At 64.3% G+C, this 23589-nt stretch carries 25 protein-coding genes and 1 tRNA gene; 14 read left to right on the forward strand and 12 right to left on the reverse strand.

The features are described from left to right. The 7 genes from AC1EJR_RS03815 to AC1EJR_RS03845 all read left to right on the forward strand — a co-directional run bounded on the left by AC1EJR_RS03815 (position 1) and on the right by AC1EJR_RS03845 (position 4789). On the forward strand, positions 1-354 hold the full coding sequence (locus AC1EJR_RS03815; RefSeq protein WP_477112899.1) for a contractile injection system sheath initiator: 354 nt from the start codon (positions 1-3) through the stop codon (positions 352-354). Beyond that, complete coding sequence (locus tag AC1EJR_RS03820) at positions 354-1535, forward strand: baseplate J/gp47 family protein (protein WP_477112900.1); 1182 nt, start codon at positions 354-356, stop codon at positions 1533-1535. Before AC1EJR_RS03815 ends, AC1EJR_RS03820 begins: the two co-directional genes overlap by 1 nt. Position 1536: 1 nt before the next feature. Then, positions 1537-2199 carry a DUF2612 domain-containing protein gene (locus tag AC1EJR_RS03825; RefSeq protein WP_477112901.1) on the forward strand — a complete coding sequence of 221 codons (663 nt, stop codon included), beginning with the start codon at positions 1537-1539 and terminating at the stop codon, positions 2197-2199. A 9-nt stretch (positions 2200-2208) separates the two neighbouring features. Next, entirely contained in the window at positions 2209-3210 is a 1002-nt protein-coding gene (locus AC1EJR_RS03830; RefSeq protein ID WP_477112902.1) for a hypothetical protein, read from the forward strand. Positions 3211-3477: 267 nt separating this feature from the next. Beyond that, complete coding sequence (locus AC1EJR_RS03835) at positions 3478-3876, forward strand: hypothetical protein (protein ID WP_477112903.1); 399 nt, start codon at positions 3478-3480, stop codon at positions 3874-3876. Continuing rightward, on the forward strand, positions 3873-4412 hold the full coding sequence (locus AC1EJR_RS03840; RefSeq protein ID WP_477112904.1) for a glycoside hydrolase family 19 protein: 540 nt from the start codon (positions 3873-3875) through the stop codon (positions 4410-4412). Before AC1EJR_RS03835 ends, AC1EJR_RS03840 begins: the two co-directional genes overlap by 4 nt. After that, on the forward strand, positions 4409-4789 hold the full coding sequence (locus tag AC1EJR_RS03845; protein ID WP_477112905.1) for a hypothetical protein: 381 nt from the start codon (positions 4409-4411) through the stop codon (positions 4787-4789). The genes AC1EJR_RS03840 and AC1EJR_RS03845 overlap by 4 nt, the downstream gene beginning before the upstream one ends. 196 nt (positions 4790-4985) lie before the next feature. Here AC1EJR_RS03845 and AC1EJR_RS03850 read toward each other — a convergent pair whose 3' ends face one another. The 7 genes from AC1EJR_RS03850 to AC1EJR_RS03880 form a co-directional block, all read right to left on the reverse strand. Then, a complete protein-coding gene (locus AC1EJR_RS03850) occupies positions 4986-5600 on the reverse strand; it encodes a class I SAM-dependent methyltransferase (protein ID WP_477112906.1) in 615 nt (204 codons plus the stop codon). Between the two features lie 99 nt (positions 5601-5699). Next, positions 5700-6077, reverse strand: a complete 378-nt coding sequence (locus AC1EJR_RS03855) for a DMT family transporter (protein WP_477112907.1) — start codon at positions 6075-6077, stop codon at positions 5700-5702. A gap of 11 nt (positions 6078-6088) precedes the next feature. Beyond that, the gene (locus AC1EJR_RS03860; protein WP_477112908.1) at positions 6089-7651 is read right to left on the reverse strand and encodes a hypothetical protein; all 1563 of its coding nucleotides are present in this window, start codon (positions 7649-7651) and stop codon (positions 6089-6091) included. Positions 7652-7890: 239 nt separating this feature from the next. Beyond that, positions 7891-8076: a hypothetical protein gene (locus AC1EJR_RS03865; protein ID WP_477112909.1), complete on the reverse strand. Its 186-nt coding sequence runs from the start codon at positions 8074-8076 to the stop codon at positions 7891-7893. A 272-nt stretch (positions 8077-8348) separates the two neighbouring features. Further along, positions 8349-8567, reverse strand: coding sequence for a DUF2188 domain-containing protein (locus AC1EJR_RS03870; protein ID WP_477146875.1), 219 nt, complete (start codon positions 8565-8567; stop codon positions 8349-8351). 440 nt (positions 8568-9007) lie between these two features. Further along, positions 9008-9310 (reverse strand): hypothetical protein, encoded by a 303-nt coding sequence (locus AC1EJR_RS03875; protein WP_441644092.1) that lies wholly within the window; start codon positions 9308-9310, stop codon positions 9008-9010. Positions 9311-9467: 157 nt separating this feature from the next. Beyond that, positions 9468-9767 (reverse strand): hypothetical protein, encoded by a 300-nt coding sequence (locus tag AC1EJR_RS03880; RefSeq protein WP_477112911.1) that lies wholly within the window; start codon positions 9765-9767, stop codon positions 9468-9470. 381 nt (positions 9768-10148) lie between these two features. On the opposite strand from AC1EJR_RS03880, the gene AC1EJR_RS03885 reads away from it, so the two are divergent. Then, positions 10149-10224: transfer RNA gene (locus AC1EJR_RS03885), tRNA-Met, on the forward strand. 190 nt (positions 10225-10414) lie between these two features. Next, positions 10415-10735: a hypothetical protein gene (locus AC1EJR_RS03890; RefSeq protein ID WP_092290271.1), complete on the forward strand. Its 321-nt coding sequence runs from the start codon at positions 10415-10417 to the stop codon at positions 10733-10735. A 12-nt stretch (positions 10736-10747) separates the two neighbouring features. Here AC1EJR_RS03890 and AC1EJR_RS03895 read toward each other — a convergent pair whose 3' ends face one another. After that, the gene (locus tag AC1EJR_RS03895) at positions 10748-11080 is read right to left on the reverse strand and encodes a DMT family transporter (RefSeq protein ID WP_092290265.1); all 333 of its coding nucleotides are present in this window, start codon (positions 11078-11080) and stop codon (positions 10748-10750) included. 289 nt (positions 11081-11369) lie between these two features. Here AC1EJR_RS03895 and AC1EJR_RS03900 point away from each other — a divergent pair, with 289 nt between their 5' ends. Further along, positions 11370-11900 (forward strand): hypothetical protein, encoded by a 531-nt coding sequence (locus tag AC1EJR_RS03900; protein WP_092290263.1) that lies wholly within the window; start codon positions 11370-11372, stop codon positions 11898-11900. 6 nt (positions 11901-11906) lie between these two features. Here AC1EJR_RS03900 and AC1EJR_RS03905 read toward each other — a convergent pair whose 3' ends face one another. Both AC1EJR_RS03905 and AC1EJR_RS03910 read right to left on the reverse strand, forming a co-directional pair. Next, positions 11907-13094, reverse strand: a complete 1188-nt coding sequence (locus AC1EJR_RS03905) for a benzoate/H(+) symporter BenE family transporter (protein WP_092290861.1) — start codon at positions 13092-13094, stop codon at positions 11907-11909. 106 nt (positions 13095-13200) lie between these two features. Continuing rightward, positions 13201-14133: an amino acid ABC transporter substrate-binding protein gene (locus tag AC1EJR_RS03910; RefSeq protein ID WP_477106471.1), complete on the reverse strand. Its 933-nt coding sequence runs from the start codon at positions 14131-14133 to the stop codon at positions 13201-13203. 448 nt (positions 14134-14581) lie between these two features. Between AC1EJR_RS03910 and AC1EJR_RS03915 the strand changes: the two genes are divergently transcribed. Next, the gene (locus AC1EJR_RS03915) at positions 14582-16510 is read left to right on the forward strand and encodes an ATP-binding cassette domain-containing protein (RefSeq protein WP_092290259.1); all 1929 of its coding nucleotides are present in this window, start codon (positions 14582-14584) and stop codon (positions 16508-16510) included. 9 nt (positions 16511-16519) lie between these two features. On the opposite strand, the gene AC1EJR_RS03920 is transcribed toward AC1EJR_RS03915, so the two are convergent. Both AC1EJR_RS03920 and AC1EJR_RS03925 read right to left on the reverse strand, forming a co-directional pair. Continuing rightward, complete coding sequence (locus AC1EJR_RS03920) at positions 16520-16678, reverse strand: hypothetical protein (protein ID WP_441590557.1); 159 nt, start codon at positions 16676-16678, stop codon at positions 16520-16522. Positions 16679-16681: 3 nt separating this feature from the next. Beyond that, a complete protein-coding gene (locus AC1EJR_RS03925) occupies positions 16682-17893 on the reverse strand; it encodes an MFS transporter (protein WP_092290257.1) in 1212 nt (403 codons plus the stop codon). A gap of 213 nt (positions 17894-18106) precedes the next feature. Here AC1EJR_RS03925 and AC1EJR_RS03930 point away from each other — a divergent pair, with 213 nt between their 5' ends. From AC1EJR_RS03930 to parC, 3 genes are all read left to right on the forward strand, one after another. Beyond that, complete coding sequence (locus AC1EJR_RS03930) at positions 18107-20098, forward strand: DNA topoisomerase IV subunit B (protein WP_092290255.1); 1992 nt, start codon at positions 18107-18109, stop codon at positions 20096-20098. 43 nt (positions 20099-20141) lie between these two features. Further along, on the forward strand, positions 20142-20951 hold the full coding sequence (locus AC1EJR_RS03935; protein WP_441590556.1) for a lytic transglycosylase domain-containing protein: 810 nt from the start codon (positions 20142-20144) through the stop codon (positions 20949-20951). A 145-nt stretch (positions 20952-21096) separates the two neighbouring features. Then, positions 21097-23433, forward strand: coding sequence for a DNA topoisomerase IV subunit A (gene parC, locus AC1EJR_RS03940; RefSeq protein ID WP_092290228.1), 2337 nt, complete (start codon positions 21097-21099; stop codon positions 23431-23433). The last annotated feature ends 156 nt before the right edge of the window (positions 23434-23589 follow it).

Raw genomic sequence — 23589 nt, forward strand, 5'->3', positions numbered from 1 at the left:
ATGCGGTACCGAAAGCTATCGGCCACTGGAGACTACGTCTTCGGTGGGCAGCAGGCCGACTTCTACAAGGACACGCCCGAGGCGGTTGGCCAGGCCGTGGTCACGCGGCTGCGACTGCTGCGCGGGGAATGGTTCCTCGACAAGACGGAAGGCATGCCGTGGTCGACTGAGGTCCTTGGCAAGTACACAAATGGCACCTGCGACGCGGCGATCCGCCAGCGGATCCTAGCCACGCAGGGCGTGCAGCAGATCACGGCGTATTCCAGCTCGGTCGATACCGAGAGGCGGGCGCTGACCGTGACTGTGACGATCAACACCATCTACGGCACCACCACCGTTGAGGCGACTCTGTAATGGCAATCACCACGACCGCACCGACGATCGATGCCAGCGGCATCACGGCGCCCACGTACGCCGAAGTGCTGGAATACCTGCAGGACCAATACCGCGCCATCTACGGGCCCGATGTCTATCTTGAGGCGGACAGCCAGGATGGCCAGCTTCTCGCGGTCTTCGCTTCGGCGATCAACGACGCCAACGCCGTGGCGATCTCGATCTACCGGTCATTCAGCCCGGCCACGGCGCAAGATGATGCGCTGTCGAGCAACGTGAAGATCAACGGCATTGGCAGGAAGGCTGCCTCGTTCTCGAGCGCCGACCTGGTTGTCGTCGGGCAGGCGGGACGGCCGATCAACAACGGAATCGCCAAGGACGCGAACGGCAACAAGTGGGCGCTGCCACCTTCGATCACCATTCCGCCCGGCGGCCAGATCACGGTGACGGCCACATGCCAGACGCTCGGGGCGGTATCGGCGGCGGCCGGCACGATCAACCAGATTGGCACGCCGACCCTTGGATGGCAGTCGGTGACGAACCCGAGCGCGGCAGCCGAAGGCGCGCCCGTGGAGAAGGATGCGGCGCTGCGCCAGCGGCAAACGGTCTCGACGGCGCTGCCGTCCCTGACGGTGCTAGACGGCATCATCGGGGCGGTGTCGAACATCGCAGGCGTCACGCGGCTGGCGGCGTATGAGAACGACACGAACGCGACCGACGCCAACGGAATCCCGGCCCATTCCATCTCGCTGGTGGTCGAGGGGGGCGACGCCACGGCGATTGCCCAGGCCATCGCCGCCAAGAAGACGCCTGGATCTGGCACGTACGGCACGACTGCCATCGTGGTGCTCGATGTCTACGGCCGGCCGATCACGATTCGGTTCTACCGTCCGTCGACGGCCAACGTTCCGGTCGCGGTGACTATTCGGGCGCTCTCCGGCTACACATCGGCCGTCGGCGATGCCATCAAGCAGGCCGTCTCCGACTACGTCAATGCCGTGGTCATCGGCGGTGGCGAGTCTGGCGCTGTGGAGTGGGCGGACTCGATCACGGCGGCCAACAGCGTGGGGGGCGGCACCGCGTTCAAGCTGACAGCGCTGGCGCTGACTGGCCCGGGCGGCGCCGGCGTGCCCGACGTAGCCCTGGCATTCAACCAGGTCGCGGCGTGCACGCCGGCCGCCGTGACTCTGACGGTAGTGTGACATGGCGGACATCACCAAGTACACCGACCGGATCACGAGCGAGCACAACCACCAGCCGGACTTCATGGCCGTGGTCGAGGCGCTGACCCAGCCAATGGTCGACGTGCAGAACCTGCTCGGCAGCATGCCGGGGAAGTTCGACCTGGACAACGCTGTCGGCGCGCAGCTCGACGACGTGGGGTTGTGGGTCGGCATCTCGCGGAACGTCCCGGTGCCGCTGACCAACGTCTACTTCTCGTTCGACACGGCGGGGTTGGGCTTCGATCAGGGCAACTGGAAGGGCCCGTTCGATCCTGACGCCGGGCTGACCCGTCTGGACGACGACACCTACCGCCTGGTGATCCGAGCCAAGATCGGCGCGAACCACTGGGACGGCACGCTCGAATCGTCGAAGGCCATCCTGGACACGATCTTTGGCGGCGGAACGTTCGTCTTCATCCAGGACAACCAGGACATGTCGATGACCATCGGCATCGCGGGAAACATCCCGTCGGCGGTGTTCCTGGCACTGCTGGCGAACGGAATCATTCCTCTCAAGCCCGAGGGTGTGGGCATCAAGATCGTCATCGTCACATCGGTGGATGGCGATCCGATCTTCGGCTTGGACGTCGAGAACGACCTCGTTGGGGGCTTTGACGTCGGCGCCTGGGGAAAACCTCTGTAAGGAACATCAATGACAAACGACTTCCTCGTGTTCGGTGGCGATGGCGCTGCGAACGTCATCAGCCAGGCTGACTATGCGTTACTCGGCGCGCGCCTCACGGGCTTCCAGTCAGGCGTAGCGCAATCCGCGCAACTCAACAAGGCCTGGCGGCAGTCGAGCATCATGGCCGCGGTGCTCGCGCAGTTTGTGGCGGACATCACCGGCCAGAACGTGGTCGACGATGGCTCGGTTGCGACCATCCTCGCGAATCTGAAGGCGGCAGTTCGCGCGCAGTCCATGAGTGTCGCTGGCGCCGCTAGCAACGTTCGAATGAGAGTTCTTGCCGCATCAGCCACAGCGACGCTCACAGCCGACGAGATTGTTGTGGAGACAGTGCTCGGCGGTCTTCGTTACTGCCTTGCAAACTTCAACAAGACGATCAACTTGGCTACGACGGGCGCCGGCGGTATGGATGTCGGCACCGCGCCGGCGAGTGGCTACGTCGCGTTGTACGCGATCTACAACCCGTCGAGCGGCGCGACCGCGCTGCTGGCGACGAACGCGACGAACGCCGCCGCACCGAACGTCTATGGCGGGGCAAACATGCCAGGCGGCTACACCGCTTCAGCACTCGTTAGCGCGTGGCCCACGAACGGGAGTGGGCAGCTCGTCGTGGGTCTCCAAATCGATCGGAGGATTGGCATTACCGACAGCAATGCGCTCACCACAAGTAGCACTATTGGTACGCCTCAGACCCTGAACATTTCAGGGTCCGTACCGCCGAACGCCAAGTTCTGTTCCGGCCAGTTGGTTTGCAATAACACCGTTCCATCGCTATCTGGAACGATGTCACTGGTTGTCTACGATTCCGATCTGAACGTCGGGAGTCAATCAGTCGTGGGGGCCGCCGTGGGGCTGCGTGTCCCGTTTGCGCGAGTAGCAATGAATACACCACAGACGATCCGGTGGTCATCCACCAACAACTCTGGTACCCCTACTTTCATCATCACTATCAGCTCATACGATATCTGAGGATCCCATGGTTTATGTCGAATTTACGGATTCAGCCGAGACGAAAATTATGTCCGTCTTTGGATCCACACAAGACCCGTCCATATACCGGAATCAAGGGGCTGTTTCCACCTCGGATGAGCGGTGGGCGACGTTCTATGCCGCATTGCCGGTGGACGCGCGGGGCGCAGTGCCGACGCCCACAGCCGAATAGTCTGCCCGACTTCCATCCAACAGCACGAATGCTACTGCCCGCCGGTGCGGGCGGTTTTACTTCCGGGGAATCACATGTCCGAACCTATCAGCGGCAGCGCCGCAGCGGGGGCCGCTGGCGCGGCTGCATTCAAAGCAATCGGCGGCCCAGCCGCCGTGGCGGCCGGCGCCAGTGGACTCGCCGCGATCGTGGTAATGATCATGATGAAGCCGAGGAGCACTGCGGAGTGGGCGGTGGCGCTGATCTCGACGGTGGTGGGCAGCGTTACGGGCGGCGCGGCCGTCGTCCAGTACTTCGGCCTTCAGTCCTGGACTCACGACTACATCGGCTTGGTGGCGCTGTTCGGCCTGGTCTTCTCCTGCGGGCTGCCGGGCTGGGCCGTCATCCGCTGGCTGTTCAACTACATCGCCAAGCGCCAGGGCGCCGGCATCGACGACATCGCGGCAGATGTGCGCAGGGGGCTGGGGCAATGATCACGCTTACGAGACTTCGCACCATCATGCCGATGGCGGGGCGCCGCGCTGACGTGTTCGTACTGCCGCTCGCAGACGCCGCCCAGCGATTCGACATTTCCACGCCGGCGCGCGCGGCAGCATGGCTCGCTCAGCTCGCACATGAGTCCGGCCAGCTGCTCTACACCCGCGAGATCTGGGGCCCGACACCGGCGCAACTGCGCTACGAAGGGCGCGCCGACCTCGGAAACAGCGAGCCGGGAGACGGCAAGCGATTCTTTGGCCGGGGACTGATCCAGATCACCGGGCGGAAGAACTACCTGCTGTGCGGCTTGGGACTTCACCTGGATCTGCTAGCGATGCCTGCACTGCTCGAGCAGCCGGTTGCCGCGGCGGCCTCAGCTGGCTGGTACTGGCAGGCGCACAACCTGAATCGCTTTGCCGATGCCGGCGATTTCGTTGGCCTGACTCGTGCCGTCAACGGCGGCACGAACGGGCTGGCCGATCGGCAGCAGTTCTGGGCGCGCGCGAAGATCGCGCTGGGGGTTACAGCATGATCTCGATCCCATCCAGTATCCCCTGGCGCGCGGTCGGCGCAGCCCTAATCGCCGCTGCGCTATTCGCCGCAGGCTGGACGGTAAACGGCTGGCGCAAGAATGCCGAATTGGCGGACCTGACTGCGGCGCGTGCGCAGGCTGACCTAGACACCGCCAATCAGGCGATCGGTGACTTGCGCACCGCGGGCGCGGCCATCCGCGAAAAGGCCGACGAGTTCGCCGGCATCCAGACCACCCTCGGCTCCAAGCTTGACGCCATCCGGAAGGACCTGAAGAATGCTCCGAAGCTGCCTGCTGATTGCCGCCCTGACGCTGGCCGGGTGCGCCTCATGTCTGACGCCGTCGACGCTGCCAAGCAAGCTGCCGCCGCTCGATAGCGCGTTGGCCGCGCCATGCACTGTCCCGGATGCGCCGGCCGTGGCCGACTATGACGTCTGGCAAGAATGGGTCACAAAAGAATTGCTCCGTGCGCTGGGCGATTGCGCTGCACGACACCGGAAGAGTGTGGAGGCGTGGCCTGACTAGCCCCTCGTCTTCATCGAGTCGGCCTGCGCCACCGCGCGCAATATGCCGTCAATCGGCAAAGCACTCCATAATCCAATGCGTATACGGAATCCACGCTTGATGCCGCACGCGGCCCTTAATTTTGCGGAATTCAGACGATGCCAATTTGGTATACCCGTCGCCATCCAATACGTTCTGGCCCCGGTCATAGCTGACCAACAAACGGGAAACCAGATTCTGGTCCTCAGCAAAACAGCAATCAATGGTTACAAGTCTTCCGCCGGGTCGAAGCGCGGATTTGGCCAGTCGAAACAGATGGTGGGCGGCATCCGCGTCGAGGTGGTGGAGCAAGCCAGACGCAATTACGACGTCGAACTTGGGAAGATTCTCGAGATCCTGGAAATCGAGAAGTTTGCAAACGAAATTGCCTTGCGCACCATAGCGTTTGGTGGCCGCCGCAATGTAGCTCTCACTGACGTCAAATCCCCAATACTCTACATCTGGAAGGTACGCACGCAGTTCAGCCGTACCACAGCCAATGTCGAGGACTCGATCCCCTGGTCGTGCGCGAACATCTTGCGCAAAGCGCGCTCGCCCCCACTTGCTGCCCGCGAATAGTTGAAACGTATCATATACGGTTGGATGGGAAAGAACTCTGCGAATCCCTGTTGTTATTTGTGCCATTTATGGATATCCAGAATAGTCCAACGAAAAATGTATCTGCAATTGCGCTGCAGGTAATTGGCCAATTATCTATTGTAGAGTTTTAGGGTTGCCACCTATTCAACCGCCCTTGGCAATAACAAATATGCCGAGCAAGACGATAGCAGTTCCACCAACACGATAAATATTCATCATATCGCCGAAGATGAACACGCCGCCTAGCATAACAACGATATAGCCTAGGCTGACAAAGGGATATGCGTAGCTGATCTGAAGCTGAGTCAACGTCAACATCCAACACACGCCCGCTAGGAACGTCGCGACTATTGATGTTAGAACCCACGGCGTCAGCAGCAAGCTACCAACGTACAGCACCTTTCCCGTAACCGATGCTGGGAGCGGACCGGCCTGACCGACTTGCCATCGCATGACTAGCTGGCTATACGCCGTAAGCGCCAGCATGAGAAAAATGTAAATGTGGCCGGGTAACCGCGACATCGGGCGAATTCCTATTTTGCGCGCGGCTGCACGGCCGCGACGAAAGTTGAGGCGAGCACCACTGCAAGCATCGGTTGCACCCACCAGTAGGACACCTCGGCAAAGAAGTTCGTCGCCCCTTGGGGAATCGAAAGAATTAGGCCGGGAGCAATTGAAATGAGGGTGACAACAACGATCATTTCCACGTCGCGAGGGATTGCAGAGATTAGTCCAGTGATCCCCGGCGCTCTGTTCCAAAAACCAGAGCGAACCAGTCTCAATGCGACGAGCAAAAGAGCGGGGCCGAAGAATGCAAAGAACGATGGCACCCAGCGTTCGGGGGGAAGGATGTCCCGTATAAAAGCAAAGGGCTTGAGGATTTGCATCAGGCCGAGGCCGGAAGTTTCCCCTTGCGCAACGACTTGGGTCTTGACATATCCATAGACCACGGCAGAGGACATGGCCAGCCAGGCTCCGACGCGTTGAAACCAAGGCAGTGGCAACCGTAGTACGACGTAGGCCATAAGCCCGCCCACAACCGCACCAACGCTTATTTTCAACGAGCACAGCGCAATAAGGTATAGCCCTAGGAGTGGGTACGCATACCAACGGAGGCGGCAAACATCCTTGCGCCCCCATTGATCGAGCACCCAGATTCCTGCGAAGTATGACGCGAGCACCGCTATGCCGAACGATTCACTGTGGAACACGTTGTCCCACACTGCCAGGTTTCTTCGATACGAGGCTGGGAGTAGACCAACAAACACGACAAAGAATGCAGCCCAGAACCATCCCGAGTACGCGTTGTTCCCTTCGTAGTCGCTCATGCCCCCGGTCCTTGCAAGGAACGAGCGGAAGGAAAGGACGACGAAGAAGAATGCCAGTAAGAAAACCGGGCAGAACAGCAGTGGGAACACTACCGCGTAGAATTTCAGTGGGCCAATGCTCAGGAGATGACAGAGCAAAACCACGAGCCAGTGGCTTCCGAAGTGGTAGGGGAAAGGAGACAATCCGTCGACGCCTAGTGAGGGCGCATTGAATCCTGAGAGCATATTGACGATCGCGGCATGGAAAAGCATGTCCACGTGCACTGTCCCCGATTCTACTGCTTCGTCGATCCACGGCGTTTTGTAGCCATCCACGAAACTCAGCAGAAATGTCCAGTAGCCAATCATGGCGCTCGCCATGACCACTACCAATAGGCTCAAACTTCGCATCTCGTAGATCACCACGAACATTCGAATCAGGACGATAGCGATAGCTAGCCAAGCCAAGGCACTGTGCAACGCGAAGAGCCAAACGAAAACGGGTATAGCGACGATGCCAAGCATCAAACAAGTGAGTGGGGAGCGCGCCGCCTTGGCCGTATGGACTTCAAACGCGAGGGATACCGTACAAAGGCTGGATGCAATCGCTACCAAGGCCGCGTTGATGATCTCCGTGTCTCGGCCAGTTAGCAGCGATGGGTCGCGCAAAGCGAAGTACATGGCAATTGCCAAACTGATGGTCGCCACGGAACATCCGATGTAGCCGCTTTTGGTGAATCCATTGCCGCCGTTCCCCGCGCTTTCAGACGCATTGCTACTGCTCAGCACAAGCCAATCTCCTCGCTACAAGTGGTGCCTATCCGTGCGCCCACGGCAAGGTGCCCCGGTCCTTTAGCTGCAGCGAACTGCTAGCAATCCATCCCGGGGCCATCCGAGGCGACGTAGAGTTTATAGCAAGGTTGATACATTTACCTACATATCCCACATCTGCAGGGTAGGGTCTGTCTTTGATCGATCCGGACGCCGCACCCTGCCGCTTCTCTTAGCCGGTCCGCCTCCAGCCACCTCTACGTATCAACGTGCAAGATCACCTCGACGAGCACCATTCCGTCGACGTCCACCTCGTACAGCGTGCGGCCACACACCGGGCAGGGCGCCTTTGTCGGAACGGTCTCGCCCCGAAGTCCAAGGTGGAACTCCGAGATCTCCACGGTCGTCCCGCAGATGCACTCGACCTCATCGATGACGTTCATGGTCTTCCCCTTGCAGCGTTGCGCTGCGTAGAGGATAGCCATTGCACGACATGCGCGAATCGCCCGAAAGGGCCAGAAGATATTGGACCGTCAGATGCTGAACTGAGGACATCCCCGTTTTCCGGCCGGGCTACTTCATGACCTGGCCAGCCTTGCGCGGGCCCACGCGCCGCACTTGCTGATCGGGAGCCCTCAGGATCGAGCCGCCACGCGGGCGGCGCTGGCCGGCAGAGTATCGGGCCCGGGAGACACCGAACCGCGCGGCATGGGCTTTAGCCCTTAACGTTGCGCGGGTCATGGCCGAAGGAGTTCCGCTCCCGAATCTGGCCGTCGCGGCCATGGATCAGCAGCTCGACCTTGTCGCGCTGGGCGCGCTCGGTGCCGGCCTTGATTGCTTCTTCCTGAGTTTCGTAGGTGGTGCGCTTGCCGCCGCCGGCCGCCTCGACTGCCCAGCCATCGCCTGCCGGCACCACGTGAATGTCCGCTGCCATGATCGTCTCCTGAGTTGGTCAGGACAGTCTGGCGCCGACGCGGACAGAGCGGGTATCCGGCGCGGTCCTACAGAAAGCTGGATCCGACGGGCGAACAGGGCACAATAACGGTCAGCCCACAATAGGGAGACCGCCATGCCCGACATGTCGCGGGACGAGAAGGATATTGCTCAGTCGGATCGGCGCCTTGCGGAAGGTCGAGTACTCATTCGGCGGCAAATAGGCATTGTTCGAGACCTGCGGGTGGCGTCGCAGCCGGACGATGCGGCGCTAAGGCTGCTGCGGGCACTTCGGGATGCTGTGGCGGCGGGGCGGGCGCACCGCTCACGCCTTCGCCAGGAAGCGACAGATTGACCAGCCTCGATCCTCATCCGCACACTTTTTTCGCGCTCACCGAACAAAATTTATATCGGCGGATACTAACGCGCACTTTTTTGCTGCTAGTCGTCAAGGTGCGGCGAGGTTGCAAAGAGCATCCGCGCACCGTTCGCGATCTCAGAGACGGTAAGTTCCGCCACTGGCCCGCCCCAGGGGTCAACGTCGTAGAAGGCTTCAAAATCAAGGGGAAACATGTCGCACAACGGTAGCGGATAGCGGAACGCCGGCACAGCATGAAGTTCCCCGGAAGCGTCTACCCGAAAAACTTCGATGAGGCGCTCTCGCCCTGTGTTGTCGACGCCTTTGACCACGCAGTAGCGTTGGCCTTGCCAGACCAAGGAAATGCCTGTGTATGGGGTTGTCACACCAGGTATGCGTGTGAACTTCAGGCACCTCTCCACTGATTCGGCAATTAGGAACGGTGCCTCCCACCAATTCCCGGGGTCGTTCGTAGCTGCGTCCATTTGTCTACCCCCCATCGATGGAAGCATTCTAATGCCGCCGGCACACACGTGACACACGTCAAACCGGGTCGTCGGGCCTGACCGGCTCGGCCCGATAGGCGGACCAGAAATAGTGAGAATGCCGGTGGTGGCGGACGCGCTTCTTCTCGATGAAGAGTCGGACCGTGCCGGCGGGGCCGGCGTCAATCACCACCTCATGGTGGGATGGAGGGTCCGCCGTGGCGGTCGGCAGCGTGGCGAGGCCAGCGGCGATGTAGTCGCCTTGGATGCGGCTTAGAATGCCGTGTGCTTGGTTAGGCGTTTCCGAAGGCGCCGGTGGCCGGATGTGGCACTTGGCCGCAAGCTTGCTGTTGCCCATGATGTAGTGTGGAAATACTGTATGAATATACAGTATCGCATCACCCTCGCCATGGGTCAAAATGGGGGCAGATGCATCTCGATTACAGCGTTCGGGCTGTAAATCCCATTTACAACGCATTTGTTGTAAGCGGTGCTGACTAGCGGAATGATTACGCTGCGCTTTTCGTGGCACTGGACGTGGCACCGGAATTATCCACAAGCGCAAAACTGCTTAAATAAAGCCCTGTCCCAGCGCTTTTATGGTTCCTGTCGGCGGGACCATCATCAAGTCGGCAGTCGTTCTCAGAAGTTCACCTCAGCACTACGTCCAGAGCCCGCGCAAGCGGGCTTTTTGCATTCTTCTGTATCAATGCGCCGCCAATCCGCGTATAGTCCGGCCCGCGGGGTGGAGCAGTTGGCAGCTCGTCGGGCTCATAACCCGAAGGTCGCAGGTTCAAGTCCTGCTCCCGCAACCAGATTAGAAAGCCCGCCGGCTTGCAGCGCGGGCTTTTTGTTTTGGTCGGCGCATTCCCGCCCACCCAGACCCTTCCGAGGGTCAGCGCACCGTTCGATGTCATGGCGGCGCGGCAACCGGCTATGATGTCGCCTGCGCGCCTCCTGCGCGTCGTAGAAATCCTAAAAGAACTGGTTCGCCTTCTTTCGCAAATGCCCCCTGTCAGGTCGTATCACCGCTGGCTGCCGGCGCTGGCCATGTTCGGCGCCATTCACGCCCTGGCTGCCACGCCGGACCCGGCGCTGGCCGATACGTCTGGTTGCACCGCGCTGATCGACATCGTCCAGGAAAGCCTGCGGGGGGAGATCGACGTGGCCTGTCCGGCGTCCGACAAGGTGGTGTGCGAGGCCAAGAATGGCCAGATCCGGGCGTTGCTGGAGATCATCGACCAGCGCCGCAAGCGCAATGCCGACGAATGCGAGACGCTGGCGCAGGTCAACCGCCTGCTCCGCGCGCTGCCGCCGAAGTCCTGACCCCGGCGCGATTCAGTGACTCATCTTCGAGAACAGCTGGATCACCGCCACCCCTGCAATGATCAAGCCGATGCCGACCCAGGCCGCCAGGTCCGGCACCTGCCGGTACAGCACTGACGCGATCAGTGTCACCAGCACGATCCCCGCCCCGCACCAGATGGCATAGGCCACGCCCACCGGCACGGTCTTCATGACCTGCATCAGCAGCCAGAACGCGGCCACGTAGCCGGTGACCACCAGCACGCTGGGCCAGAGGCGCGTGAAGTTCTCGGCCGCCTTGAGGCTGCTGGTGGCGATGACCTCGGCCACGATGGCCAGCGCGAGCAATAGATATCCGTTCGACATGGCAGATGATTGACGTCAAGGGCAGGCCAAGGGCCGGCGGGAAAGCGGCGCCGGAGGCGCTATTGCGCGGTATTATGCGCCGCGCCGCCAGGCAGAATGTGCTGTGCCCTCCCTCGCGGTGGTTGTGCAAATGCACATTGCACGCTTGAATGGACGTATGCGTATGACGCAAGGGTCGCCCGGGCAGTGCAAAAGAGGCGGTCCAGACAGTCGCGGTGTTAATCCGACCATGCCGGCAACCATAACAAGGCCGGTGGCGGGTGTTGGCTGACGGGTAAAGGGGAGCAGTATGAAGCAGGATATTGACACCGCAACGGCATGGCCGAAGCCGCATTTCGCCGACATCGAAGGCGCGCCGGACGCCTTGCCACCGCATGACGCCACCGAAGGCGTCTGGCAGAACACCATCGCTGCCGCGGACCATGCGCTGGAAGAAGCGAACCGCATCCAGCGGGGCGTCCAGCAACATCTCAAGCTGATGCAGGAAGTGCGTGCACTCCGCGACGAACTCCACAAGGCCCATGCCGAGGTGGATCGCTACCGTGGCATGCACGCGCGCGTGGTGGTGGGCATGCGCCAGCTGGAAGACGACAACAACGCGGAGATCGCCCGGCTGCGTGCCGACAACGAGATCCTGCAAGTCCGCCACCGGGTCTACAAGCTGCTGGCCGAGCACTACGCGACGGCTGCGCTGCGCCTTGAGCCCCCCCGGTTTGCCGAACACCGCGACCGCGTGCTGGAACACGTGCTGTTCCAGCGCCGCAAGGGCGTGCCGGTGACGCAGATGGCTGCCGCGGACGTCGCCTTCCTGCTGATGTAAGCTGGCTCAGGCAGCCCGCTGGCGCGGGCGCAGCACGGCCAGCGCCAGCATGCCGCCCACCACGCCCCAGAAGGCCGAACCCACGCCGGCCAGCGTCATGCCCGACGCCGTGATCATGAACGTCAGCAGCGCTGACTCGCGCTCCGCCGGCGCCTGCATGGCCACGGTCAGGCCATTGGCGATGGAACCCAGCAGCGCGAAGGCCGCGACGGCCACCACCAGCGCCTTCGGGAAGGCCGCGAACAGCGCCGCGATGCTGGCCGCCATGATCCCCGCCACCAGATAGCCGATGCCGCAGACTACGGCGGCCATGTAGCGGCGGCGCGGGTCGGCGTCGGCCTCGGGGCCGGTGCAGATGGCCGCCGTGATCGCCGCCAGGTTGATCCCATGCGAGCCGAACGGCGCCAGGATGGCCGATGCCACCCCCGTCACCGTGATCAGCGGGCTGGCCGCCACGTGGTAGCCATCCGCACGCAACACGGCCAGTCCCGGAATGTTCTGCGAGGCCAGCGCCACGATGAACAGCGGCACGCCGATGCTGATAAAGGCCGACAACGAGAACGCCGGCGTGGTCCACACCGGCAGCGTCACCGCAAATCGGATTTGTTCGAAATGGAGCTGCCCGAGCACCCCCGCCAGCGCCACGCCCACCAGCAGCACGCCCGGCACCGCGTAGCGCGGCCACAGGCGGCGTCCCACTAGATAAGTACCGAACATGGTCAGCAGCAACACCGTCTGGTGTTCCGCCTGCACGAAGACATCCACGCTGATCCGGAACAGGATGCCCGCCAGCAGGGCCGAGGCGATGCTCGCCGGCAGCGCGCGCATCAGCTTGTCGAACCAGCCGGTCAGCCCGGCGGCCGTCATCAGCAGCGCGGCGAGCAGGAAGGCGCCGATGGCCTCGGGGTAGGGCACGCCGGGCAGGCTGGCAATCAGCAGCGCCGCGCCGGGCGTGGACCAGGCCACCACGATCGGCACCCGGGTCATCAGCGACAGTCCCAGCGTAGTCACCCCCATGCCGATGGACAGCGCCCAGATCCACGAGGCGATCTGGGCATCGCTCAGATGCGCCGCCTGCCCGGCCTGGATCATCAGCACCAGCGAGCTGGTGTAGCCGGTGAGCATGGCGATCAGCCCGGCCACCGTCGTGGAAAGGGAGAGGTCGGACAGCTTGAGGGGGGCGGCGGCAGTCATGGTCGATGCGAAGGGGCGGACGGCCGACATCTTCGCATGGATGGGGGCGGCGGGGGCGCCAACGCGGCCCCCACGCGGCTCCCCGCCCGGGCTGGCAGGGAGGCCCTTAGTCGGCCACCTTGTCGCTCGGGAACTTGAACGAATCGCGCAGCAGGTAGCTCATCGGAATGTCCAGCGTGATGCCGTTGGGCGGGATCGGGCTAAGGAACCACTTCCGATACAGCTTCTGGGTGTCCTGGTCGTAGATCGACGTCACCATGGCCTTGTCCACCAGCTTCTTGAACTCGGCATCGTGCTTGGACAGCATGATCGCGTACGGCTCGATGGTCAGCAGGTCGCCCGTTACCGCCAGCGCGGTCGGGTTCTTGGCGTTGGCGCGCAGGCCGAACAGCAGCACGTCGTCCATCACGAAGGCGTCGGCGCGGCCCGCCTCGACCATGCCGAAGGCTTCGGCGTGATCCTTGGCCTCCACCACCTTCCAGCCCATGGCGCCCGCCTCATCCATCTTGCGGAGCATGGCCAGCGGCGTGGTGCCGGTGGTGGACACCACGGTCTTGCCGCGCAGGTCGCCCCACTTGCGGATGCCCGAATCGGCCTTCACCAGCATGCGGCTGCCGGCGATGTAGTGCGGGATGGTGAAGGCGACGAGGTCGCGGCGCTCGCGGTTGTTGGTGGTGGATCCGCATTCGAGGTCAGCCTTGCCGTCCACGATGGCCGGGATGCGCGAGGCCGGCGTCACCGGCACCCATTCCACGCGCAGCTGCGGCAGCTTGAGCTGGGTGCGCAGCGCCTCCGCCACCTTCAGGCAGAGATCCACGGCGTAGCCCATGGGTTTGCCGTCCGCCACGAACGAGAAGGGCACCGAGCTTTCGCGGTGGGCGATGCGGATGGCCCCGGTCTGCTGGATGCGCAACACCACCGAGTTGGGTGACGCCGCCCACGCCGGCAGGGCCGGCAAGGCAAGCAGCGTGGCGAGGAAACATACAACAAGCGCCGTGCCCCTGAAGGAGGCACGGCGCGGCAGGCCCGTATTGGTCATGAATGACACCCGTCCGAAAATTGTCTGGAAAGAAAACCCGGAAAACCCCGTTGGCCGGATGGGTCCGGCTCTGTACTGCCTTGTTGTTACCGCCTTGTTGTTACCGCCTTGTTGTGCTTTTTTTCGGATTAATCCGATTGCGCTGAGTGTGTCGGATTGTTCCACGGCAGGCGCCCGACGCACAACCGCCGCGCTAGTAGTCGTGCTCGGGCTGCAACGCTTGGCCTCGCGCGCGGTTGACGGGGGCTTTCCCTTAAGGAGTTGTCCGACTTATTGCCCGGCTCCCGAATCGATATTCTTCAATCGTGCCTTGCGAGCAGGGCACCGAGGAGAGACTCTTGGGCCCGTTTGCTAACGGGCCCTTCTTTTTGGGGCGCTTCTTTTTGGGCCGTGCGGCCCCGGCCCCTGGGGTCGACTACAATTCGGGCCTGTTTCCAGTCTCCCCACCATGGCCCTGTTCTCCATTTCCGATGCCCAACTTGCCTTCGGGCACGTGGCACTGCTCGACCACACCGATTTCTCGCTGGAAGCCGGCGAACGCGTTGGCCTGATCGGCCGCAATGGCACGGGCAAGTCGTCGCTGCTGCGGATCGTGGCCGGCATGTCCGCCCCGGACGACGGCCTGATTGCCCGCCAGAGCGGCGTCACCACTGCATATGTTGCGCAGGAGCCACAATTCGCGCCCGGGCTGACCGTGTTCGATGCAGTGAGCCTGGGCATGGGCGCCGCCCACGACCTGCTGGCCCGCTACGAGGCGGCGCTGGCCAAGCTCGACACCCATCACGACGAGGCCACGCTGGCCGAGTTGCATCGCGTGCAGGCCGAACTGGACGCCGCCGACGCCTGGACGCTGCGCACCCGCGTGGAAACCACGCTGGCCCGCCTCGACCTGGACCCCCACGTGCGCGTGGATTCGCTGTCCGGCGGCCTGCAGAAGCGCGTGGCGCTGGCGCAGGGGCTGGTGGCCGAGCCGGACATCCTGCTGCTCGACGAACCGACCAACCACCTCGACGTCACCGCCATCCGCTGGCTCGAAGACCTGTTGATTGGCTTCCGGGGCAGCGTGCTGCTGATTACCCACGATCGCGCCTTCCTGGACCGCGTGGCCACCCGCATCGTCGAACTGGACCGGGGCCGGCTGGTGTCCTTCCCGGGCAACTTCGCGGCCTATCAGGCCCGCAAGGCCGAACTGCTGGCCGCCGAGGCGGTGGAGCAGGCCAAGTTCGACAAGCTGCTGGCGCAGGAGGAAGTGTGGATCCGCAAAGGCGTGGAAGCGCGCCGCACGCGCAGCGTGGCGCGTATCCAGCGGCTGGTGACCATGCGTACCGAGCGCGCGGCGCGGCGCGAGGTGCAGGGCAATGTGAGGCTGGAAGTGTCGCAGGCGGACCGCTCCGGCAAGATCGTGGCCGAACTGACCAATGTGTCGAAGTCCTACGGCGACAAGCCGGTGGTCCGTGACTTCACCGGCACCATCATGCGTGGCGACAAGGTCGGCGTGATCGGCCCGAACGGCGTGGGCAAGACCACGCTGCTGCGCCTGATCCTGGGCGAACTGGCGCCGGACAGCGGCACGGTGCGCAACGGCAGCAACCTTCAGGTGGCGTATTTCGACCAGATGCGCACGGCGCTGGACCTGGAGAAGTCGCTGGCGGACACCATCAGTCCGGGCAGCGACTGGGTGGAGGTCAACGGCCAGCGCAAGCACGTGATGAGCTACCTGGGCGATTTCCTGTTCGCGCCGGAGCGCGCGCGGTCGCCGGTCAAGTCGCTCTCGGGCGGCGAGCGCAACCGGCTGCTGCTGGCGCGCCTGTTCGCCCGGCCGGCCAATGTGCTGGTGCTGGACGAGCCCACCAACGATCTCGACATCGACACGCTCGAACTGCTGGAGGAACTGCTCCAGGACTACAGCGGCACGGTGTTCCTGGTCTCCCACGACCGGGCCTTCCTGGACAACGTGGTCACCTCGACCATCGCCGCCGAGGGCGAGGGGCAGTGGCGCGAGTCGGTCGGCGGGTATTCGGACTGGGAAGCGCAGTCGGCCCGGGCCGGGGCCATCCAGGCCGCCAAGCCGGCCGAGGCGAAGCCCGCCGAGGCGCTGAAGACGCAGAACACGCGCGAGGCGCGCGGCGCCAATCGCACGGTCAAGCTCTCCTATAAGGAACAGCGCGAGCTGGATGGCCTGCCCGAGCGCATCAACGCGCTGGAAGCGGAGCAGAAGACGCTGGCCGGCCAGCTGGCGGACGGCGCGCTCTACGCGAACGACCCCGCCCGCGCGGCCCAGTTGGCCAGCCGGCACGACGAGATCGAGATGGAACTGCTGGAGGCGCTCGAGCGCTGGGAAGTGCTCGAGGCAAAGACCAAGGGCGAGGCGCAGTAAGCTAGCCGCTTACCCGCACCACGCCAGCACCATATTGGTGAGGTCGACCATGAATGCCGGCCGCAGGTAGGCCAGGAAGCCAAGCGTCAGCACCCCGGCCAGCGCCAGCAGGCCCACCGTCTTTAACAGCTTGGCCTTGAGCCAGGGATGGTGGCGTGCGGCGTCCATGGCTCAGACCGCTATCGGCTGCGGGCGCGTCAGCGCCTGCTCGCGGATCGGCAGGTTGACCAGCGCCGCCACCACCCCCAGCCCGATGGCGATGAACCACACGAGGTCGTAGCTGCCGGTCCGGTCGAACAGGAACCCGCCCAGCCACGCGCCCAGGAAGCTGCCGATCTGGTGCGAGAAGAACACCACCCCGCTCAGCATCGACAGGTACTTCACCCCGAACACCTGGGCGATGATGCCGTTGGTCAACGGCACGGTGGACAGCCACAGCAGCCCCATCAGCGCCGCGAACACCCACGTGCTGGCCGCCGTCAGCGGCAGCAGCAGATAGCCGGCAATCACGAACGAGCGCGCCAGGTAGATGAACGAGAGCAGGTAGCGCTTGGGCATGCGCTGGCCCATCGCCCCGGCGGTGTAGGTGCCGAACACGTTGAACAGGCCGATCAGCGCCAGTGCCACTGTGGCGATCTTGGGATCGGTGAAGCCACGATCCTTCAGGTACGGCGTCAGATGCACGCCGATGAACACCACCTGGAAGCCGCACACGAAATAGCCGAGCGTCAGCAACTGGAAGTTGCGATTGCCGAAGGCCTCGCGCGTGGCCTCGCCAATGGTCTGGTGATGCCCGCCCGTGGTCGCCGCCACCTTCGGCTCGCGCAGCGCGAACACCAGCGGGAGCATGAAGCAGGCCATCACGGCCATGGTAAACAGCGCGTTTTGCCAGCCGACGAAGGAAATCAGCGACTGTTCGATCGGAATCATCAGGAACTGGCCGAACGAGCCGGCCGCCGCCGCGATGCCCATCGCCCAGATGCGCTTCTCGGCGCTGGCCACCCGGCCGATCACGCCGTAGACCACGCTGTAGGTGGTGCCCGCCTGGGCAATGCCGATCATCACCCCCGCCCCGGAGGCGAACGCCGTGCCGCTGGTGGCCATCGCCATCACGACCAGGCCGGCCACGTAGAGCGCCACGCCGACCAGCATGATGCGGATGGGGCCGAATTTGTCGGCCAGCGCGCCGGCAATCGGCTGGGTGACGCCCCACATCAGGTTCTGCAGGGCCAGGGCGAAGGCGAAGGTCTCGCGGTTCCAGCCGTGGGCCTGGGTAATCGGCAGGTTGAACAGGCCGAAGCCGTGCCGGATACCCATCGATAGCGTGACGAGCAAGCCACCGCACACGAGCACGGTGGTCAGGGAGAGTTTGCGGTCGGTCATGTCGGGCTCGGGACTTTGGCAGTCCTTTTCTCTGGTTATCGGGGGGCGCCGGGGGATTCCCTCTGCAGCCGGGCGAGTTTACCCCGGGTGGCGTATTTATGCCGAAGCCGCCGGTTCCGCGCGCCAGCGTACCGAGCCCGCCCCGGTCATCCATTACAATGCTGCGCAATCCGGCCGCGACGGCCGGGAGATCCACTTCTCCGTAGCGACTCCATGGCGAGCAAAACCAGTCAGTACAGCGAATCTTCCATCCGGGTCCTGAAGGGCCTGGAGCCGGTCAAGCAACGGCCCGGCATGTACACCCGTACCGACAATCCCCTGCACATCGTGCAGGAGGTGATCGACAACGCGTCGGACGAGGCGCTGGGCGGCCACGGCTCCGAGATCCTGGTCACGCTGCACCGTGACGGCAGCGTTAGCGTGGAAGACGACGGCCGCGGCATTCCGGTGGGTATTCACCCGGAAGAGCAGGTGCCGGTGGTGGAGATCGTGTTCACCCGCCTGCACGCGGGCGGCAAGTTCGACAAGGGCAAGGGTGGCGCCTACGCCTTCTCGGGCGGCCTGCACGGCGTGGGCGTGTCCGTGACCAATGCGCTGTCCACCCGTCTTGATGTGACGGTCTGGCGCGACGGCACGCTCTCCACGCTGACCTTCTCGGGCGGCGACGTCACCACGCCGCTCGCCGGCCGCAAGCTCGAACGCGGCGAGAAGAAGAACGGCACGCGCGTGCAGGTCTGGCCGGATGCCAGCTATTTCGACTCCGCCACCATTCCGCAGGCCGAACTCCAGCGGCTGCTGCGCAGCAAGGCGGTGCTGCTGCCGGGCGTGAAGGTCACGCTCGAAATCGAGAAGACCGGCGAAAAGCAGGTCTGGCAGTACGACCAGGGCCTGAAGGGCTACCTCGTCGAGGCGCTGGCGCAGGGCAGCGGGTCCGAACTCGTGATCCCGATGTTCGAGGGCGAGCACTTTGCCGACCCGGACGGCAATCCGGGCGAGGAAGGCTTTGCCGAGGGCGAGGGCGCCTCCTGGGTGGTGGCCTGGACCGAGGACGGCGCGCCGGTGCGCGAGTCCTACGTCAACCTGATCCCCACGCCGGCCGGCGGCACGCATGAGTCCGGCCTGCGCGAGGGCCTGTTCCTGGCGGTCAAGAGCTTTATCGAGATGCACTCACTCCAGCCCAAGGGCGTGAAGCTGATGAGCGAGGACGTGTTCGCGCGCGCCTCGTTCGTGCTCTCGGCCAAGGTGCTCGATCCGCAGTTCCAGGGCCAGATCAAGGAGCGCCTGAACAGCCGCGACGCCGTGCGCCTGGTCTCCACCTTCAGCCGCCCCGCGCTGGAGCTGTGGCTGAACCATCATGTGGACTACGGCAAGAAGCTGGCCGAACTGGTGATCCGCCAGGCCCAGGCGCGCACCCGCGCCGCGCAGAAGGTGGAAAAGAAGAAGGGCTCCGGCGTGGCCGTGCTGCCCGGCAAGCTGACCGATTGCGAATCGACCGATGTGTCGCGCAACGAGATTTTCCTGGTCGAGGGCGACTCGGCCGGCGGTTCGGCCAAGATGGGCCGCGACAAGGAGTTCCAGGCCATCCTGCCGCTGCGCGGCAAGGTGCTGAACACCTGGGAGACCGAGCGCGACCGCCTGTTCGCCAATAATGAAGTGCACGACATCGCCGTGGCGATTGGTGTGGATCCGCACGGTCCGGACGACGAGCCGGACCTGTCCAACCTGCGCTATGGCAAGATCTGTATCCTGTCCGATGCCGACGTGGACGGCGCGCACATCCAGGTGCTGCTGCTCACGCTGTTCTTCCGTCACTTCCCGAAGCTGATCGACAACGGCAACGTCTGCGTGGCCCGCCCGCCGCTGTTCCGAGTGGATGCTCCGGCACGCGGCAAGAAGCCGGCCCAGAAGCTCTACGCGCTGGACGAAGGCGAGCTGGAAGCCATCCAGGACAAGCTGATGAAGGATGGCGTCAAGGAAGGCGCCTGGCAGATCTCGCGCTTCAAGGGCTTGGGCGAGATGAGCGCAGAGCAGCTGTGGGAAACCACGATGAACCCGGACACGCGCCGGCTGCTGCCGGTGGCGCTTGGCGAATTCGACCTGCCCCAGACCGTGAGCATGATGAACATGCTGATGGGCAAGGGCGAGGCGTCGCAGCGGCGCACGTGGCTCGAGGAAAAGGGCAACGAGGTGGAGGCGGATATCTGACCGCTCCGGCAACGGGCGCAGCGGTCGGCAACGGAGAAGCACCATGCGGACCATCGGCAATCGCCGCGCCCTGGCGCGGCTGGCAAGGCGGGTCACGGCGCTCGGGCTGGCGCTGGCGGGCCTGTGCGCGACCGGTGCCGCCCACGCCGAGCTGTATGGCTATATCGACGAAGACGGCGTGGCCCACTTCGCCGATGAAAAGATCGACGATCGCTACAAGCTGTTCCTCAAGGACGGCGGCAAGCTGGACACGCTGGCCATGCCGCGCGTGGCCGGGGTGCGCATGGTGGGGCGGCCCGGCAAGGGCGATGCCGACGCCGGCAAGCTGTTCCGCTATGTGCTGAACCACCCCAACATCGCGCTGGTCGATCCGATCATCCGCCAGATTGCCACGGCCCAGAACGTGGACCCGGCGCTGGTCAAGGCGGTGATGGCGGTCGAGAGCGGCTTCAACCCGAGCGCGGTGTCGCCCAAGGGCGCCATCGGCCTGATGCAGGTGATTCCGGACACCGGCGTGCGTTTCGGCATCGCCGCCGACAAGCGCCGCTCGGTGGAGCAGAAGCTCACCGACCCGCGCCTGAACATCTCGGCCGGCGTGCGCTACCTGAGCTGGCTGCAGGGCCAGTTTCCCAACAATCTCGAACTGGTGCTGGCCGCCTACAACGCCGGCGAGGGCGCCGTGGCGCGCTACAACAACCAGGTCCCGCCTTTCCCCGAAACCCGCCAGTACGTGAGCACGGTCATGGAGTTCTACCGGATCTACCAGCCGTCCGGGGTGGCCGTGGTGCGCACCGGCAGCCATGCCGGACGCGTGAAAATGGTGATCGGCGGCCGGCGCAACATGCCGGAATGACCCCCTTGTGACACCCGCTGTCACATCGATCGGGCCTCACTTTCCTGCGGGGCGCCCGAGTTTCGTTAGAATCCCACGCTGACAAGCCGACCCACAGGGTTTGCGAGGCGCCGCCCGGCGCCCGCGTGCCGCATTCTTGCCGACCATGGATCAACCAGACATTTCGTTTCAACCCGAAGAGCCCGCCGATTCGCTGACCCTGGCGCGCTACGCGGAGCGGGCCTACCTCGACTACGCGGTGAGCGTGGTCAAGGGCCGTGCGCTGCCCGAGGTGGCCGATGGCCAGAAGCCCGTGCAGCGCCGCATCCTCTATGCGATGGCGGCCATGGGCCTGCGTGCCGACGCCAAGCCGGTCAAGTCCGCGCGCGTGGTGGGCGAGGTGCTCGGTAAATTCCACCCCCACGGCGACCAGTCGGCCTACGACGCGCTCGTGCGCCTGGCGCAGGACTTCTCGCTGCGCTACCCGCTGATCGATGGCCAGGGCAACTTCGGCTCCCGCGACGGCGACGGCGCGGCGGCCATGCGCTACACCGAAGCGCGCCTGACGCCGATCTCGCGGCTGCTGCTGGACGAGATCGACCTCGGCACGGTGGATTTCCTGCCCAACTACGACGGCTCGGAGGAAGAGCCGAGGCTGCTGCCGGCGCGCCTGCCGTTCGTGCTGCTGAACGGCGCCTCGGGCATCGCGGTGGGCATGGCGACGGAAATCCCGCCGCACAACCTGCGCGAAGTGGCCGGGGCGACGGTGGCGATGATCCGCAACCCGGCCATCTCGCTGGCCGAGCTGCTGGCGCTGATGCCCGGCCCCGACTATCCGGGCGGCGGGCAGATCATCTCGCCGGCGGCCGATATCGCCCAGATCTACGAGGGCGGCCGGGGCAGCCTGAAGGTGCGCGCGCGCTGGAAGATCGAGGAAATGGCGCGCGGCCAGTGGCAGATGGTGGTGCACGAGCTGCCGCCAGCCACCTCGGCGCAGAAGGTGCTCGAGGAAATCGAGGAAATCACCAACCCGAAGATCCGCACCGGCAAGAAGGCGCTGACGCCGGAGCAGGTGCAGCTGAAGACCTCGCTGCTGGCCGTGCTGGACGCGGTGCGCGACGAATCCGGCAAGGATGCGCCGGTGCGGCTGGTGTTCGAGCCCAAGAGCAAGAACGTGGACCAGCAGGAGTTCATCCAGACCCTGCTGGCGCATACCAGCCTGGAGTCCGGCGCGCCGATCAACCTGGTGATGATCGGCACCGATGGCCGGCCGCGCCAGAAGGGGCTGCAGGAGATCCTGCGGGAGTGGATCGGGTTCCGCTTCGAGACGGTGACGCGGCGCACGCGCTTCCAGCTCAACAAGGTCGAGGACCGCATCCACATCCTGGAAGGGCGGATGCTGGTGCTGCTGAAGATCGACGAGGTCATCCGCATCATCCGCGAGAGCGACGAGCCCAAGCCGGCGCTGATCGAGGCGTTCCAGCTATCGGACCGCCAGGCCGAGGACATCCTCGAAATCCGCCTGCGCCAGCTGGCGCGGCTGGAGGCCATCCGCATCGAGCAGGAACTGGCCAAGCTGCGCGACGAGCAGGCCGAACTGGACGTGCTGCTGAAGTCCGAGACGATGATGCGCCGGCGCATCATCAAGGAAATCGAGCAGGACGCCAAGCAGTACAGCCCCGAGGACAAGGACCCGCGCCGCACGCTGATCCAGGAAGAGCGCCGCGCCGCCGCCGAGGTGCGCGTGGTGGACGAGCCGGTGACGGTCATCGTCTCGGGCAAGGGCTGGGTGCGCACGCGCCAGGGCCACGGCCATGAGACGCAGCAGTTCACGTTCAAGGCGGGCGACAGCCTGTACGACACCTTCGAGTGTCGCACCGTGGACACGCTGCTGGCCTTCGGCAGCAACGGCCGGGTCTATTCGGTGGCGGTGGCCGGGCTGCCCGGCGGCCGGGGCGATGGCGTGCCGGTGACGACGCTGATCGACCTCGCGCCGGGCTCGCAGATCGCCCACACCTTCGCGGGTGGCGCCGAGCAGCGCGTGCTGGTAGCCACGGCCGGCGGTAACGGCTTCGTGACCAAGGTCGGCGACATGATCAGCCGGCAGAAGGGCGGCAAGTCCTTCATCACGCTGGATGAGGGCGACACGCTGCTGCCGCCGACGCCGATTGCCGACGAAGCCACGCATGTGGCCTGCTTCTCGGGCAATGGCCGGCTGCTGCTGGTGGGCCTGGACGAGGTGAAGGTGCTGTCGGCCGGCGGCCGGGGCGTGATCCTGATGGAACTGGAGCCCAAGGAGCCGCTGACGCACGCCGTGACGGTGGGCGCACCGGGGCTGCTGATCTCCGGCACCGGCGTCCGGGGCGGCAAGATGCCGCCGCAGAAGCTGGCTGGCAAGACGCTGCTGCCGTACGTCGGCAAGCGCGCCCGCAAGGGCAAGGCGGTCGAGCCACGTCTCAAGGAAGTGAAGATCGAGCCGGTAAAGGTGGACGGCGGCAGCTAAGGCAGCCGCCGGGTTGCTCCGCTCTCCCAGGGGGGAGGGGAGCAACCCACATCACCGTCCCTGACCCCCTCTTGCGTATCCGTGATGACCGCGTGCCACGCGGGCCGTCGCGATTGCCGTAGTATGTCGGCAGCCCGCGCCACCCCCTGCGTGGGC

It is taken from the genome of Cupriavidus sp. 05T42 (genome assembly GCF_056396345.1).